This window comes from Bacillus sp. CCB-MMP212, assembly GCF_022748145.1.
In the GTDB taxonomy this organism is placed as follows: domain Bacteria; phylum Bacillota; class Bacilli; order Bacillales; family Bacillaceae_G; genus Bacillus_A; species Bacillus_A cereus.
This window is the reverse complement of sequence record NZ_JALDQE010000009.1, coordinates 113,054-128,316: the sequence shown is the minus strand read 5'-3', so window position 1 is coordinate 128,316 and position 15,263 is coordinate 113,054. Positions and strand designations below refer to the sequence as shown.

Genomic DNA, 15,263 nt, shown 5'->3' with positions numbered 1-15,263 from the left:
ATATATTAACCAATATCTCCAAGACGTAGTACGTCACGAGCAATCATAACTTCTTCGTCAGTTGGAATTACGATAATTTTTACTGGAGAGTGTGGGAAGCTGATGAATGCTTCTTCACCGAATACGTTATTACGTTTTACATCGAAGTATACGCCCATGTACTCAAGGCCTTCTAATACGCGCTCACGAATAATCGCACTGTTCTCACCTACACCAGCTGTAAAGATGATTGCGTCTACACCTTTCATACGAGCTGTGTAAGAACCGATGTATTTGTGGATACGGCTTACGAATACATCAAGTGCTACTTTCGCACGGTGGTCGCCTTCTTCTTCTTTCGCAATGATGTCACGTAGGTCACTAGAGTAACCAGTAAGACCTAACATACCACTCTTCTTGTTTAATACGTTAACTACTTCTTCTACTGTTTGGCCTGTTTTTTCCATGATGTATGGAATTAACGCAGGGTCAAGGTTACCAGAACGTGTACCCATTGTTACACCAGCAAGTGGAGTGAAGCCCATAGAAGTATCGATAGATTTACCGCCTTCTACTGCTGCGATACTTGCACCGTTACCTAAGTGACAAGAAAGTAAGCTTAAGCTTTCAATTGGACGACCTAATAATTCAGCCGCACGCTCAGTTACATATTTATGAGAAGTTCCGTGGAAACCGTATTTACGGATGCCGAATTTTTCATAGTACTCATATGGTAAGCTGTATAGGAATGCAGATTCCGGCATTGTTTGGTGGAATGCTGTATCGAATACTGCTACTGCTGGTACGTTTGGTAATACTTCTTGGAATGCTTTAATACCAACAACGTTTGCTGGGTTATGAAGTGGTGCTAAATCGCTTAATTCTTCGATATCAGCTAATACTTCATCAGTAATTAAAACAGAGTCAGCAAATTTTTCGCCGCCGTGAACAACACGGTGACCGATACCGCCAATCTCATCTAGAGATTTAACGATTCCGTTTTCAGTTAATTTTTTAAGAAGCATATTAACTGCTACTGCGTGATCTGGAATGTTTGTAATTTCTTTTTGTTTTTCGCCATCTACAGTAATAGTGAAGATACTATCTTCTAAACCGATACGTTCTACTAAACCTTTTGTTAATACTGTTTCACTTGGCATTTCAAATAATTGGAATTTTAAGGAAGAGCTTCCTGCGTTAATCGCGATGATTTTTGACATCTAGTCTTTCGCCCCTTTTTCTCTTGGTAGTTGTGTGGATGTTTCCACAAACCGCTCGATTTTATCTAATCAAATTTACTAAATATGAAAACGTTTCATCATTAGCAAATTTTATACTCACGATTTTAATTTAAACATCGTCCGACATATATTTCAAGTGAAAAAATTGTAACACCAAGAAAAAATATATATTACAGATTTCAAAAAAATTCAGTTAAATCTAGTATATATTTAAAAATATGACATATTATATAAAACTGTACTACATGAATCACTAACTCTGTTACATATACCCAGCTTTATTTATGTGTTGCAAACCAAGTATTTAATTGATCCATAATGTTCTCCATCGCCTTCATGTTAGAGAATTTAGGCAACTCCACTAATAACGCCTGTTTTGGCATTGTTACATTAGAGCCTTTCTTTTGGAGAACAAATATACTTTTTGCATTTTTCTCGTTTTTAAACATGGAAACAGGTAGCTGTAATAACCCTTGAATAAAGCATGTTTCTTTAATAAATGCATGTAATTTTGGTGCCTGGTCACTTTCAAAAATGAAGTTTGGTACTAAGAAGAATAAGTACCCGCCCTCTTTCGTATGTTTCACACTTTGTTCAATAAATAAGTGATGAGCATACGACATTCCTTCATCTGCTTTTAATTTATATTCACTGGCACCGATTTCGTTTGGATAGTAACCAATCGGTAAGTCTGAAACGACTGCATCAACTGGATCGATATAAAGTGGTGCTAGTCCATCTTGATGGAAGAATTCGATTGCATGCTTCTGTAAATTTGCATTTACTAAAGCAAGTTTAATTAGCACTTCATCCACTTCTACACCAAATCCACTCATTGTTAGTCCTTCTTTGGCGCTATTAAACACTGTAGTCATTAAATTTCCTGTTCCAATTGCAGGATCTAAAACTGTAATTTCGTTTTGACCTTGCATAAATTTATGGAATAAGTAACTCATGAACATCCCAACTGCATCAGGCGTCATTTCATGATTCGCTTGTACGCCTTCTTTCATTCCTTTTAAGATGGCTAACTGAAATGCTTTACGAATTTCTTCACCTTTATATGTTTCTTCATTAAACGTACTATATTCACGATTCAGCCTTTCAATTGCTGATTCGGATAATTCCTCTTGTAAAATCGCTCCCTCAAACAAGTTATCACCTGTTTCTACAAGCGCCTCTAAATATGTCACATCTAATTCTTTACGTAAAACTACCGCAGAAGAATCAAAAATAGAAAATAATGTTTCCACTGTCTGACTCACGTACATTCCTCCTTCTCTCTTTTACACATAACTTATATCATACCACAAAGTGATTTTTTCCAAAAAGAAAAAGCGACCTCCTGTAAAGAGCTCCCTCTCAAGTTATATATGATATAACGTTTTTTCTCATATATCGGCACCGTTACGCAGCGATATATGAGAAAAAACGACCTCTTTATAAGAGGTCATTTCCTTCACATTACTTTGCAGATTTAGCTGCTTCTAATGCTGCTTCATAGTTTGGATGGCTTGTACCTTCGCCTACGTATTCTACGTAAACTACTTTGTCGTTGCTATCTACTACGAATACTGCACGAGCAAGTAAACGAAGTTCTTTCATTACTAAGCCGTAAGCTTCACCGAATGAAAGGTCACGGTGGTCAGAAAGTGTTACAACATTTTCTAAACCGTTTGCTGCACACCAGCGTTTTTGAGCGAATGGTAAATCAGCGCTAATTGTTAATACTTTTGCGTTTTCAATACCTGCTGCATCTTGGTTAAAACGACGTGTTTGTGCATCACACACACCTGTGTCGATTGAAGGTACAACACTAATTAATTTTACTTCGCCTTTGTATGTTTCTAAACTTACTGGAGATAAGTCGTTTGCTAATACTTGGAAGTTTGGCGCTTGATCGCCAACTTTAACTTCTGTTCCAACTAAAGTCATTGGATTACCTTTAAAAGTTACGTTTGCCACTTGAAAATCCTCCCTTATTTAAACAAAATATGTACAATGTAAATGATAGTTTGTCCCTATCGATAATGCAAATAAAATCGCTTTATTTACAAAAAAATAAAAGAAGCTAACCTATTGATTAGCTTCTTTATTCGTTAAATTTGAAATTCAGGATCATCTTCTTTTCGTTTATCCATCATTTCTTTCACTTTATCAACAGCTTGTGGCGCTAATTCAATTATTTTATCGATGACATGCGTTTGCTTATCTAAATGTAATACTTTCACACCATCTCCATTTATAACAAGAAAGGCAACAGGATTAATAGAAACTCCTCCTCCACTTCCTCCGCCAAATGGATGACGGCCTGAATGTTCTACCCTACCAAATTCACTTCCACCAGCAGCAAATCCGAAACTTACTTTCGAAACAGTAAGAATTACACTTCCATCTGCCGCTTTAATTGGGTCACCAACAATTGTATTTACATCAGTCATTTGTTTTAAATGCTGCATTGCGGTTGTCATTAAACCTTGAATTGGATGGTCCATTCTATATCCCCCCTATGCTTGAACAGATTTTTCTGTCATACCAGATTTTTGCTGCCTCATAAATATGAGCAATTTCACCGCTGTTTTTATAGTACGAAATATACGAAAAGATGCTGTTAACTCGCATCTCGATGCAAATCCTTTCCCTTGAAAAACAGGAGTAATTTCAAATTCTGGTACATCGACAATATGCATATATTGTCCGACAACTCCAGCAGCCATTCCTTTTGTCCCCCATGCATATCCAGTGACAATTCCAGTACTAGCTGCGTCGCCTGCTCCAATTTGCGTATGCCATTTCCAACCATTGATTTTCACTCGTTTGAGAAAATCTTTAACGATAGTATGAACTTTTTGAAGCCTTTTTATCAGTTCCCCAATACTGTCAAGTTGCGCCATAATTTTATTATCTAGTCCGCCGTCCTCTTCAGCTTTTTCGATTTTCTGTCCTGTTTTTTTCTGCTGTTTTTCAATTCTTTCCAATACATCAAATGTATATCGAATCATCCATATTTTCACTTGAAATAAACATTGCTTTTCCATTTCTGAATATAAAAATGTCACCTTAAGCGATATTTTCGACAATAGTATAAGCAAAATAAATAGGAGAAGAATTATTATTCCAATTACGAGCCACTTCATACGTATCATCCTTTCACTCCGTACCCATTATCGACAACTTTATTCATCATTAAACAGAGTTCCATAAGATTGAATATAAAAATTTTTCTAAAAATAAAAAGGTGTTTTGACAATTTGTATCGAAATATATTATTTGAACATATCATCAGGGAACGGACTCTAATGATATGTAGCACGAAAAACAGAAAATTTAACTGCAGTGGAGGGATACATAATGGCAGATCGTCGCAATTTATTTTTCTTTTATGGTGATGACAAAGCAACGCTCGTTGAAAAAATGAAACCAATCTATCGTATTTTAGAAGAGAATGGATTTACCATATTAGATCATCCAAAAAATGCAAACGCTATCGTCAGTGTTGGAGATGATGCAACCTTCTTACAAGCCGTTCGTAAAACTGGTTTTAGAGAAGATTGCTTATACGCAGGGATTTCTACGAAAGATGAAACTTCGTTCTACTGCGATTTTCACATTGATCACGTTGATACAGCCCTTCAAGAAATTACAAAAAATGAAATTGAAGTGCGAAAATACCCAACAATTCAGGTAGATGTAGATCATGGTACATCTTTCTATTGTTTAAATGAGTTCTCATTACGTTCTAGCATTATTAAAACATTCGTTGTAGATGTTCACGTTGATGATTTATATTTCGAAACATTTAGAGGGGACGGTTTAGTAGTTTCTACCCCAACAGGAAGTACAGCTTACAATAAATCATTGCATGGTGCAGTTGTTGACCCACTTATTCCATGTTTCCAAGTAAGCGAACTAGCATCTTTAAACAACAACACTTACCGTACGCTCGGTTCACCGTTCATTTTAAATCACGAACGTACATTAACTTTAAAACTAAGACCAGACGGTAACGATTATCCTGTTATCGGCATGGATAACGAAGCGCTTAGCATTAAACAAGTGGAAAAAGCTGTTGTACGCTTAAGCGATAAACAAATTAAAACAGTTAAATTAAAAAATAATTCGTTCTGGGAAAAAGTACAGAGAACGTTTTTATAGGATTAAAATAACCGCAGAATTATGGAATTCCATAATTCTGCGGTTATTTATTTACCCCGATTGACGCGAACAATAATCTCTTACTATCCGGCCGTTATTCTTGTCAGTTTTTGTCGGTAAATCTATATATTTTAATAATCGCTCATATATTTCGAGTTACGGTCGATATATTCCGAAAATCGCTGATATATTTTTACACATCTTTTCTATAGACAACTCGGCCATCTATTACAGTCATTTCTGCTTGTACTTCTTTTATTTCTTCTGCCTCAATTTCAAAAATATTGTGGTCTAATATTGTAAAGTCTGCTTCATATCCTTTTGTAATTTGCCCTCGTTTCGCTTCTTTTCCGATTGCATAGGCACTTCCTGTTGTAAATAAAGAAACAGCCTCATATACCGTTAATCTTTCCTCAGGCATATAGCATACACCGTCAATAAAACTTCTACGTGTAACAGCGCTATATATGCCTAGAAACGGATTTACTTGTTCAATAGGAGCATCTGAACCACCATTACAATGTAGTCCTGCTTCCAGTAATGTCTTCCAAGCATACGCATAACGAAGACGGTGTTCTCCCAGTTTTTCAATGACTGATGGAAAATCTGATGAAAGAAAGACTGGCTGTATATCGATAATGGCTTGCAAGTTTTTCATTCTTTCTATCAACTCTTCACGAGCAAGCTGACAATGAATAATACGGTCACGTAACCCTTCTGCTGGTGGATATAATTCGAGTGCATCAATAACATATTCAAGCGACAAGTCACCGATAGTATGAATCGCAACTGGCATATGTAAGTCTCGTGCTTTCTTCACTAATTCTGCAAGTTCTTCACGCGTGAAAATTGCAACCCCATTCGTTTTCTTTGCATCTTCATACGGTTCACTTAATAATGCTGTTCTTCCTCCAAAAGAACCGTCAGAAAAAATTTTCATTGCCCCAAATTCAATATAATGTTCATTTTCATATTCTTTTCGTTCATGTGCTACTTCATGGTGAACGAGCAAATGTGCTTTAAATGGCATTTCTTTTATAACGTGAGAAAACGCATTATATGTTTTTCTAAAACCACCGTAGTAATTTAAATCTTCCGTATGCCCGCCTACAAGTCCGTATTTCCAGCAATCTTTAATCGCTGTTTGCAAAGCTCTTTGTAAATACGCTTCATCAATTTCAGGCTGAACATGTTTAATTAATTCTTGTCCTTGTTCATATAAAAGTCCTGTTAACTTATTTGATGAATCCCTACCGATTTTCCCGCCTTTTGGATTTTGCGTCGCTTCTGTTATGTTCGCTTCTTGCAATATGTATGAATTCACCCATGTAACGTGACGACAAACTCGCTTTAATAAAATGGGGTGTTCTTTCGAAATTTCATCTAAATCACGCGCGTGAACATCTTTCGTATCTGTAAAGTTATTTTCATTCCATCCTTCTCCAATAATCCAAGAGCCCTTTGGAGCTTCTTTCACTCGCTTCTGAACAAGAGTAAGCACTTCACCATAAGATGTACAATTTGATAAATCTAGACGGAGTAATCTCTCTCCATGCCCAATAAGATGCATATGGCTATCAACGAGGCCTGGGATCATTGTTTTGCCTTTTAAATCGTGCAATGTAACCGCGGCATATTGGTTTCCTAACTCTTCTTTACTTCCAAAATCAACGATTGTACCGTTTTCAACGTAAACAGCGTCCACTTTTTCATTTTCTTCTCTCATTGTGTAAATGGTGCCGCCATACCAAATTTCTCCCATATATCCCATCTCCTTTATTTTTTATTGTATAAAAAAAAGCACCATTTCAAAACATGGTGCTTTTCTAAAAATTACTTTTGTTCAGTAGTAGACGTTGTAACTTGCCATTCAATATTAAATTTATCTTTTACTTGTCCGTATGCTGGGCTCCAGAATGTTTCTTGAAGTGGCATGATAACTTCTCCACCTTCTTGTAACTTATCGAATACTTCTTTTGCTTTTTCTGCATTACTAATTTGAATTGCGATTGTTACTTGAGATCCGATTGCATGCCCTTGACCTGGGAATGTATCAGAAATCATAAGATCCGTATTACCAACTTTTAAAGTAGCGTGTAAAACGCGCTCTTTCGCTTCAGCTGGAATCGGGTATTCTGGATTTTCAGGCATGTCACCAAAAGTTTGCATGACTTCTACTTTTGCATCTAAAGCCTCTTTATAAAACTGTACAGCTTCTTGCCCACTACCATCTAAAACTAAGTACGGATTAATACCTAAAATCATACGGACACCTCTTTTTTAAGTTTATAAAATCGAACTTGTGTTCGTTTTTATATTATCATTGTTTTGCATTTCGTTCAACTATTTACTTCACTGTTTTCAAAATTATTTTGACGGAATCTCCATCTCTTGTTTTCTAAGTTCAATACGGCGAATTTTTCCAGAAATCGTTTTTGGTAGTTCATCTACAAATTCAATTTTGCGAGGGTATTTATATGGTGCAGTAAGTTCTTTGACGTGTTGTTGGAGTGTTGGAATTAATATTTCTTCGTTCTTTTCTATATTCTCTCTTAATACGATAAATGCCTTCACGACACTTCCGCGAATTTCATCAGGACTTGCGACAACCGCACATTCTCTTACGTAAGGATGTTTTACAAGCGCATCCTCTACTTCAAACGGCCCGATTGTATAACCAGAGCTAATAATGATATCATCACCGCGCCCTTCAAACCAGAAGTAGCCGTCTTCATCTTTCTTCGCTTTATCACCTGTAATATAATAATCACCGCGGAATTGCATCGCTGTACGCTCATCGTCTTTATAATATTGTTTAAAGAGTGCCGGCGTTTCAATGTGAACTGCAATATCACCAACTTCGCCTACTTTAACTGGAATACCTTCCTCATTTACGATATCGACGTGGTTACCTGGCGTTGGTTTCCCCATTGATCCTGGTCTAATATCCATCCCTTTCATTACACCAACAAGTAGTGTATTTTCCGTTTGCCCATAGCCGTCTCTTACTGTAATATCAAAGTGCTTTTGGAATGTTCCAATGACTTCTCTATTTAACGGCTCACCTGCGGATACAGCGCTATGTAACGCCTCTAAATTGTACTCGCTTAAATCTTCTACCTTTGCCATTAATCTATACTCAGTCGGTGTACAACAAAGCACATTCACCTTATTATCGCCTAATAAATTTAAATACGTTTTCGGTTCAAACTTACTGTTGTATACAAATCCTGTTGCCCCTGAACCGAGAGTTGCTAAAAACGGGCTCCAAATCCACTTTTGCCACCCTGGACTAGCCGTTGCCCATACAACGTCATTCTCTTCAATTCCGAGCCAATTTGGGGCGCTTGTACGTAAATGAGCGTATGCCCACGCGTGCGTATGAACGACACCTTTCGGGTTTCCTGTCGTCCCTGACGTGTAAGATAAAAAGACCATATCTTCTTTATCTGTTTTCGCCATTTCTAACATGTCACTTTCTGTTTCTAATGCTGTTTTTAAATTGACCCATCCGTCTACTGACTGCTCGCTCAGGACGAATTTTTGAAGAGATTCCATTGCTTCTATATCATCAAACTGTCCAATGTACGGCTCATAGCTTACTATCGCTTTTACTTCGCCATGTCCAATTCGATATTCGATATCTTTTTTACGCAACATTTCCGAACTCGGAATTACAACAAATCCTGCTTTAATCGCAGCGATATACGTCATGTATGCTTCAATTAAGCGCGGCATCATAATAAGGAGCTTGTCCCCTTTTTGTAAGCCACTTTTTATAAAAGCGTTTCCAATTTTATTTGCACCTTGCATTAATTCAAAATATGTAACTTCTCGTCTATTCCCTTTATCATCTTGCCAAATTAAAGCAAGCTTCTCTTTATCGTCTGTATATTTCTCTATTTCTGAAACTAAATTATAAGATGGTGGTGCCAACAATTCCTCTCTCTTCATAAACATCCTCCTTTTTCTTTATGCCTCCCTTATATAATAAAGAATTTTCAGTAAATTTTGAACCCTCTTCTTTTGACAATTTTTTTATGCTTTTGTCGAAATGAATTTATACTAATTTGAACAACAAAAAGAAAGAGCGGGAAAACCCGCCCTTTCTAAGCCATCGTATATGGGATTATTTTTGGAAACCGCCTAATTGTTGCTCAGCTAGTGAAACTAGACGTTTTGTAATTTCGCCACCAACAGAACCGTTAGCGCGAGATGTTGCATCCGCTCCAAGTTGAACACCAAACTCTTGAGCGATTTCGTATTTCATTTGGTCTAATGCTGATTCAGCACCAGGAACCGCTAATTTATTTGTGCTACGTGCCATGTTATATCACCTCCTTGTGAGTATAGAGTGTGATAAATAACATGACTTCATACACATTTTAGATATGGTAATTTATGGTTTTAGAAAAGTTCTTCGAATTTTTCTTCTTCCGCCACTACTTCAACTGTTTGTAATACCATTGTTTCTTTGTTCGCTACAGCTTGTTCGATTAACGGTGTGAAATCGTATTTCGCTTCAAATCGATTTGCTTTTTCACGCTTCGGCTTCGTCGCCGGGCTAGCTGGTGTGAATACTGTACAGCAATCTTCGTATGGACGAATTGAAATATCATACGTGCCGATTTCTTCAGCAATTTTAATAATTTCTAATTTATCCATCGTAATAAGCGGACGAATAACTGGGTAGTTTGTTACTTCGTTAATCGTATGCATGCTATCTAATGTTTGGCTTGCTACTTGTCCAAGACTTTCACCAGTTGTGATTGCAAGTGCATTACGCTCCTCAGCAATCTGCTCTGTAATACGCATCATCATACGGCGCATAACCGTCATTGAATAGCTAGATGGGATTTCTTTATTAATCGTTTTTTGCACTTCTGTAAACGGAATAAGGTGAAGCGTTACACGTTTACAGTATTTCGTTAACTCTTGTGCTAAATCGATTACTTTTTGTTTTGCACGCTCACTTGTGAAAGGTGGGCTATGGAAGTGAACTGCTTCCACAGATACGCCGCGTTTCATCGTTAAGTACGCTGCTACTGGGCTATCAATACCACCAGAAAGAAGTACCATTACTTTTCCGCCAACGCCAACTGGTAAACCGCCAGCTCCCATGTGCTCACCACACATAATATAGCTGTAACCACTGCGAATTTCTACACGTACATTCACATCTGGATTATGGACGTCTACTGTGATATCCTCTGTATTTTCTAAAATGTGCCCACCGATTTCTGGAAGTAACTCCATCGTCTTCATTGGGAAGCGCTTATCAGAACGGTGCACTGTAATTTTAAATGTTTTCACATCATCTTTTACTTGTAAGAACGCTGCTAATGCACCTTTTTTAATGTCTTCTAATTCTGATGGTACTTTCATCGCTAAGTTAAACTTATGAATACCAAATACGTCTTTCAATCTTTCAGAGATTGCTTCATGATCTTCACCATTTAACTGGATGTACATACGGTCATGCGTTGCATCAATTTTAATATTTGGGAACTTTTTCAGTTTGAACTTCACGTTATCTTTTAATGTGCTTACAAATTTAGAACGGTTTTTACCTTTTGTCGTCATTTCTCCGTAACGCACTAAAATATATTCATATGTCATCATATTTCTTTACCTCATCACTTCATATAATTTTGGCATTGTCTCTTTTACAATACCTTCAAATTGTTTTACTTCTTCCATCGTGTTGTCTGGTGCCAAACTAATACGAATAGCGCTTGCAGCTGCTGCATGCGGCACTCCCATCGACACTAACACTCTGCTTACTTCATTTGCTTTTGAAGAACAAGCAGACTTCGTCGATACATATACACCGTGCTCTTCTAAAGCATGAACGACTACTTCTGGTTTTAAACCAACAAATGATACATTTAAAATGTGCGGTGCTGCATATGCAAGCGATGTATTAATTGTCACATCTTCCATCTCTTTAAAGAAGCTGACAAGCTCTGCTTGTAAACTTTGCAAATGAGCTACCTTTTCTTTCACTTGTTCCATTGTCATGCGAAGAGCTTTCACCATCGCTACAATGCCAGGTAAATTCTCTGTACCAGAGCGATACTTAAGCTCTTGTTGACCACCTGATAAAATCGGATCTAATCTTACACCATCACGTATATAAAGAAGACCCGTTCCTTTTACACTGTGGAATTTATGTCCAGATATTGAGCAAAGATCAATATGAGAAGCATATAAATCAAGCGGTACTTTTCCTATCCCTTGTACATGATCTACATGGAATCTTATTTTCGGATGATTCGATAATAACGTTCCAATTTCAGCAACGGGCTGAATTGCTCCAGTTTCGTTGTTCACATGAATAATTGACACAAGAATCGTATCTTCACGAAGTGCTCGTTTTACATCCTCTACCGATACGACACCGTGCTCGTTAACCGGTAAATATGTTACATCAAATCCGAGTTCTTCTAATTGCTTATATGCCTCAAACACAGACGCGTGTTCAATATTTGTTGTAATGATATGTTTGCCGCGCGAACGATTCCTCATCGCTATCCCTTTAATCGCAAGGTTGTTCCCTTCCGTTCCACCTGATGTGAAAATAATTTCAGAAGGTTTAACGTGAAGAAGCTGCGCTGCAATCGTTCTTGATTGTGTTAATAGACGCTCTGCCTCTCCTCCAAGCGAATGAATAGAAGAAGGATTACCAAAATATTTCCCAGCAACCGTCACGTACGATTGAAGAGCTTCTGGATATGGCTTCGTCGTCGCACTATTATCAAAATAGATCATCGTTCTTCCCCTTTCAGCGCTATCACATCATATAATCATATCATAAATACGTGTCATTACGCTAAGACTACGCAAAGGTTCCGTTTTATCCCGATTAGTGAATAATAATAATTAGTGAGATACCCCCACTGATTACAGTTTCACTTTATTTTGAAACGAATAACCTTACTGTATTCCGCTATTCATTATAGCAACATCGCCTGCAAAATTACACAAAAAAACAAACCCTTTTATGAAAGGGTTTGTTCATTGTCTACATATTCAGCTATTTTTTGAACAACACCAGGTTCAAGTTGCTCTAGTACAGAAGCGGCTTGTTCTAAAGCTGCATCGTATTGATATTCACGGAATAATTTCTCCGCATAATTTAAGCTTTCTGCAAGGCTTTCATCATGACTGCGGTAACGGTTACCGTATTGAATTAATTTTTCAACTAAATACGCTTGTCCAATTAATTCTTCTGTCATTTCAGCTACACCGTTCACAGTTGTGTATGCTTCTTCTAAACTGCTATTTACAGCGTTCATATTTAACGGCTTCACTTCTAATTGTTCATATACAGCTTGCATTGCAATTTGCCCTCTTTTTAAATCTTCCATAATACTCTCTGGGAGACCTGGCAAATTCGACTTTTGCATAAAGCGTTTCGTTTCGAAAATAGTATTTCGCATTTCTTGTAACTTCTCACGCGCTTCAAATTCTTCTTTACGCATCGTTTGCAGCATTTCTTTATATTCTGCATGAAGTACTTTTAACGTTTCACATTGCTCATAAACCTCTTCTAGTTCCTCACGAATAATAGAGAAGGCAATATCTTGTTCAGCAACGCGTAATTGTAGCATTTCAAAACGTTTCGTTAAAATGTGCATTTGCTTTTCAATTACTTTTTGAGATTCAATATCCTTATCTTGCAATTGATAGCTTTGTTTCACAAGTTGTGTTTCTGTTTTCGTTTCAATCGTTTCGATACGTATTTCTTCTAAGTCTTCATAAACAGAAAGTGTTTTTTGCTCCACATAATGTCTCGCATGCACCTCTTGCTCAAGTTGATCATAGAAACCATCTAAACGAGTTTTTAAGTCTTCCACTTTTTCAGCCGCTTCTGTTATATGAAGCTCCTGTATATCCATTAAACATGTGTTTAGTTGTGTCGTCATATCACGAACTTCTTTAGGGATTTCCAAATACTCTAATACATAACCTTGTCTTACCATATCATTATGACCCTGTAATAAATCTTCCAGTTGAACTGGTAGCGTCGCTTGACACTCTACTAATAAATCTGGAATTTGGTGAATAATGATTTCTAAACTTGCTAAACCTTCTTCTAAACTAATAACAATTTCTCTCGCTTTTAAGTAGTCACCATTATCTGTTGCTTCTTCAAAGCTTTTAAATTTATTAGATTCAGCGTCTAGCATCTCTTCGATTTTCTGCTCTGCTGCTCCATACATATGTCTATGAGCAAGAACACTCTTTTTCATACTACGATATGTATCACGTAACCCTTCAATTTCCGAGCTATTTTTCTCATGGCTTTCTAACAATTGCTGTAATTCATTTAAAACACCTGTAATACGATTATCAGCGTCATCTAAACCACTTATGGATTCGTTCATCGCATGCTTTGCTTTTCGGAAGGAGAATTGCGAGGCGAATTTTCGCGCTTGCGCTAAATCTTTGTCAGCTTTCGGAAGGGTTGTTGATACAATTTCATCCCATTCTTCACGCCATTTACCAAACAGTTCTTCTGTTTGACCCGTCATGTTTAAATCTTTTACCCGTTTTAGTTCATCTGCCACAGGTTTATCTTTTATCTCTTGTTTCCACTGCTCCAGTGCTTCAATATCTTTATATGAACGATTTCTTATCACAAGCTCTATCATGAGCAGCACTAGAATAGAGCTTACTACAATGATAACGATCGTCAGGATAGAATCCATGCAAAAAAGCCTCCTAGTTATATCTCTTTTTTTGTCCGTTCCGTTTATGAAATGGAAGGCATTATGTATAAAAAGGGAATTCCCCTATATTTAACAACTAACAATGTACTAATCATACCATGTAATGGCTTGTTTTTGACCTAGTTTTTTTTAAAATTTCATGTTTCTTTCAATGCGATTGTAATCTTTCTCAATATTCCGCCTACCTCACTACCTATCCTCAAATGATTGTAATAACAAACAATCTTTCGTATGAGATACGAAATAAATTTTCCGCATGAGTGGTGGTTCAACAGAAATTCCATGTACATTTCCCTGCCTTACAGACTGCTCTACTGCCCTTTCTGGAAGTAAAGTGATGCCAAGGCCAGCTTTTACCATTGCAAGCATCGGTTCTGCGTAAGATGTTTCCACAGCTATAGTTGGTTTTACATCTATCTCATGAAACATGTTCATAATCATTTTCCTTACATCGCATATTTCTGGATATACAATTAATTTTTCATTTTGCAGCTCTTCTATTTGAATGACTTTCTTCTCTTTATACGGATGATTATTTGAAACGGCACAAACAATTTTCTCTTGTTGCACTTCTTTTATATACGTAGCACCTTCTACTACTGAATCGATGAACATCGCTTCAATCTCCCGCGCTTTAAATAAATCTCTTAATACTTCCGTATGTCCGATTTGCCACTCTACTTCGAACTCATCACCTAATACATCTTTACATTCTAATATATAATGTTCTGCTAAACTCGGTAGTATACCAATTGAAAACTTTCGGTTCTCTTGATACCCCCTCATTTCTGTTTTTGCTTCATTTATTTGTTCCAAAATCGGTAGCATTCTTTTTATAAATAACTCTCCTGCCTCCGTTAACTCCACTCCTTGCGCAGAACGCTTAAGTAAAGTAACCTCTAAATCCGCTTCTAACTTTTGAATTTGCTTACTAAGCGCTGGTTGAGATATATGTAAAATCTTACTTGCCTTTGATAAACTTCGCGTATGCTTCACTTCGATAAACGATCGTACTGCCTCCAAATCCATCGTACACACCTCTAACAAAAAGTTATAACCGTTATAAGAAATCGATATTTCCTCCTATAAACAATTACTCTTTATACTTATTTCATCAACTTACTATAACGAAATGTAAAGGGGAAAGATACTC

General features: G+C 37.0%; 14 protein-coding genes. 1 reads left to right on the top strand and 13 read right to left on the bottom strand.

Annotation, left to right across the window (positions count from 1 at the left end; translation table 11 throughout):
- Positions 1–5: 5 nt before the first annotated feature.
- From ackA to MRP26_RS22685, 5 genes are all read right to left on the bottom strand, one after another.
- Complete coding sequence (ackA, locus tag MRP26_RS22705; protein WP_053563553.1) at positions 6–1,199, bottom strand: acetate kinase; 1,194 nt, start codon at positions 1,197–1,199, stop codon at positions 6–8.
- Between the two features lie 299 nt (positions 1,200–1,498).
- On the bottom strand, positions 1,499–2,485 hold the full coding sequence (locus MRP26_RS22700; protein WP_000084365.1) for a class I SAM-dependent methyltransferase: 987 nt from the start codon (positions 2,483–2,485) through the stop codon (positions 1,499–1,501).
- 199 nt (positions 2,486–2,684) lie between these two features.
- Positions 2,685–3,185, bottom strand: coding sequence for a thiol peroxidase (tpx, locus tag MRP26_RS22695; protein WP_000024527.1), 501 nt, complete (start codon positions 3,183–3,185; stop codon positions 2,685–2,687).
- 134 nt (positions 3,186–3,319) lie between these two features.
- Positions 3,320–3,715, bottom strand: a complete 396-nt coding sequence (ytfJ, locus tag MRP26_RS22690) for a GerW family sporulation protein (RefSeq protein WP_000350007.1) — start codon at positions 3,713–3,715, stop codon at positions 3,320–3,322.
- Between the two features lie 12 nt (positions 3,716–3,727).
- Positions 3,728–4,366, bottom strand: a complete 639-nt coding sequence (locus MRP26_RS22685; protein ID WP_002094156.1) for a DUF2953 domain-containing protein — start codon at positions 4,364–4,366, stop codon at positions 3,728–3,730.
- Positions 4,367–4,571: 205 nt separating this feature from the next.
- Here MRP26_RS22685 and MRP26_RS22680 point away from each other — a divergent pair, with 205 nt between their 5' ends.
- Positions 4,572–5,375: an NAD kinase gene (locus MRP26_RS22680; protein WP_078400670.1), complete on the top strand. Its 804-nt coding sequence runs from the start codon at positions 4,572–4,574 to the stop codon at positions 5,373–5,375.
- Positions 5,376–5,568: 193 nt separating this feature from the next.
- Here the strand turns inward: MRP26_RS22680 and MRP26_RS22675 are convergent, their stop codons facing one another.
- The 8 genes from MRP26_RS22675 to MRP26_RS22640 all read right to left on the bottom strand — a co-directional run bounded on the left by MRP26_RS22675 (position 5,569) and on the right by MRP26_RS22640 (position 15,139).
- On the bottom strand, positions 5,569–7,137 hold the full coding sequence (locus tag MRP26_RS22675; RefSeq protein WP_078400671.1) for an amidohydrolase: 1,569 nt from the start codon (positions 7,135–7,137) through the stop codon (positions 5,569–5,571).
- Positions 7,138–7,208: 71 nt separating this feature from the next.
- Positions 7,209–7,640, bottom strand: a complete 432-nt coding sequence (locus MRP26_RS22670; protein ID WP_000600350.1) for a VOC family protein — start codon at positions 7,638–7,640, stop codon at positions 7,209–7,211.
- 102 nt (positions 7,641–7,742) lie between these two features.
- Complete coding sequence (mbcS, locus tag MRP26_RS22665; protein WP_242806982.1) at positions 7,743–9,329, bottom strand: acyl-CoA synthetase MbcS; 1,587 nt, start codon at positions 9,327–9,329, stop codon at positions 7,743–7,745.
- Positions 9,330–9,504: 175 nt separating this feature from the next.
- Positions 9,505–9,702 carry an alpha/beta-type small acid-soluble spore protein gene (locus MRP26_RS22660; protein ID WP_000124490.1) on the bottom strand — a complete coding sequence of 66 codons (198 nt, stop codon included), beginning with the start codon at positions 9,700–9,702 and terminating at the stop codon, positions 9,505–9,507.
- 80 nt (positions 9,703–9,782) lie between these two features.
- The gene (gene thiI, locus MRP26_RS22655) at positions 9,783–10,997 is read right to left on the bottom strand and encodes a tRNA uracil 4-sulfurtransferase ThiI (protein WP_000989275.1); all 1,215 of its coding nucleotides are present in this window, start codon (positions 10,995–10,997) and stop codon (positions 9,783–9,785) included.
- Positions 10,998–11,003: 6 nt separating this feature from the next.
- On the bottom strand, positions 11,004–12,146 hold the full coding sequence (locus tag MRP26_RS22650; RefSeq protein WP_000638976.1) for a cysteine desulfurase family protein: 1,143 nt from the start codon (positions 12,144–12,146) through the stop codon (positions 11,004–11,006).
- 230 nt (positions 12,147–12,376) lie between these two features.
- Positions 12,377–14,089, bottom strand: a complete 1,713-nt coding sequence (gene ezrA, locus MRP26_RS22645; protein WP_078400673.1) for a septation ring formation regulator EzrA — start codon at positions 14,087–14,089, stop codon at positions 12,377–12,379.
- A gap of 210 nt (positions 14,090–14,299) precedes the next feature.
- On the bottom strand, positions 14,300–15,139 hold the full coding sequence (locus MRP26_RS22640) for a LysR family transcriptional regulator (RefSeq protein ID WP_053563549.1): 840 nt from the start codon (positions 15,137–15,139) through the stop codon (positions 14,300–14,302).
- Positions 15,140–15,263: the final 124 nt, after the last annotated feature.

What these genes read in the sequence shown, in the direction of transcription:
- ackA (WP_053563553.1), bottom strand. Translation starts at nt 1,199, where the DNA reads ATGTCAAAAATCATCGCGATTAACGCAGGAAGCTCTTCCTTAAAATTC.
- ytfJ (WP_000350007.1), bottom strand. Translation starts at nt 3,715, where the DNA reads ATGGACCATCCAATTCAAGGTTTAATGACAACCGCAATGCAGCATTTA.
- MRP26_RS22685 (WP_002094156.1), bottom strand. Translation starts at nt 4,366, where the DNA reads ATGATACGTATGAAGTGGCTCGTAATTGGAATAATAATTCTTCTCCTA.
- MRP26_RS22680 (WP_078400670.1), top strand. Translation starts at nt 4,572, where the DNA reads ATGGCAGATCGTCGCAATTTATTTTTCTTTTATGGTGATGACAAAGCA.
- MRP26_RS22675 (WP_078400671.1), bottom strand. Translation starts at nt 7,137, where the DNA reads ATGGGAGAAATTTGGTATGGCGGCACCATTTACACAATGAGAGAAGAA.
- MRP26_RS22670 (WP_000600350.1), bottom strand. Translation starts at nt 7,640, where the DNA reads ATGATTTTAGGTATTAATCCGTACTTAGTTTTAGATGGTAGTGGGCAA.
- mbcS (WP_242806982.1), bottom strand. Translation starts at nt 9,329, where the DNA reads ATGAAGAGAGAGGAATTGTTGGCACCACCATCTTATAATTTAGTTTCA.
- MRP26_RS22660 (WP_000124490.1), bottom strand. Translation starts at nt 9,702, where the DNA reads ATGGCACGTAGCACAAATAAATTAGCGGTTCCTGGTGCTGAATCAGCA.
- thiI (WP_000989275.1), bottom strand. Translation starts at nt 10,997, where the DNA reads ATGATGACATATGAATATATTTTAGTGCGTTACGGAGAAATGACGACA.
- MRP26_RS22650 (WP_000638976.1), bottom strand. Translation starts at nt 12,146, where the DNA reads ATGATCTATTTTGATAATAGTGCGACGACGAAGCCATATCCAGAAGCT.
- ezrA (WP_078400673.1), bottom strand. Translation starts at nt 14,089, where the DNA reads ATGGATTCTATCCTGACGATCGTTATCATTGTAGTAAGCTCTATTCTA.
- MRP26_RS22640 (WP_053563549.1), bottom strand. Translation starts at nt 15,139, where the DNA reads ATGGATTTGGAGGCAGTACGATCGTTTATCGAAGTGAAGCATACGCGA.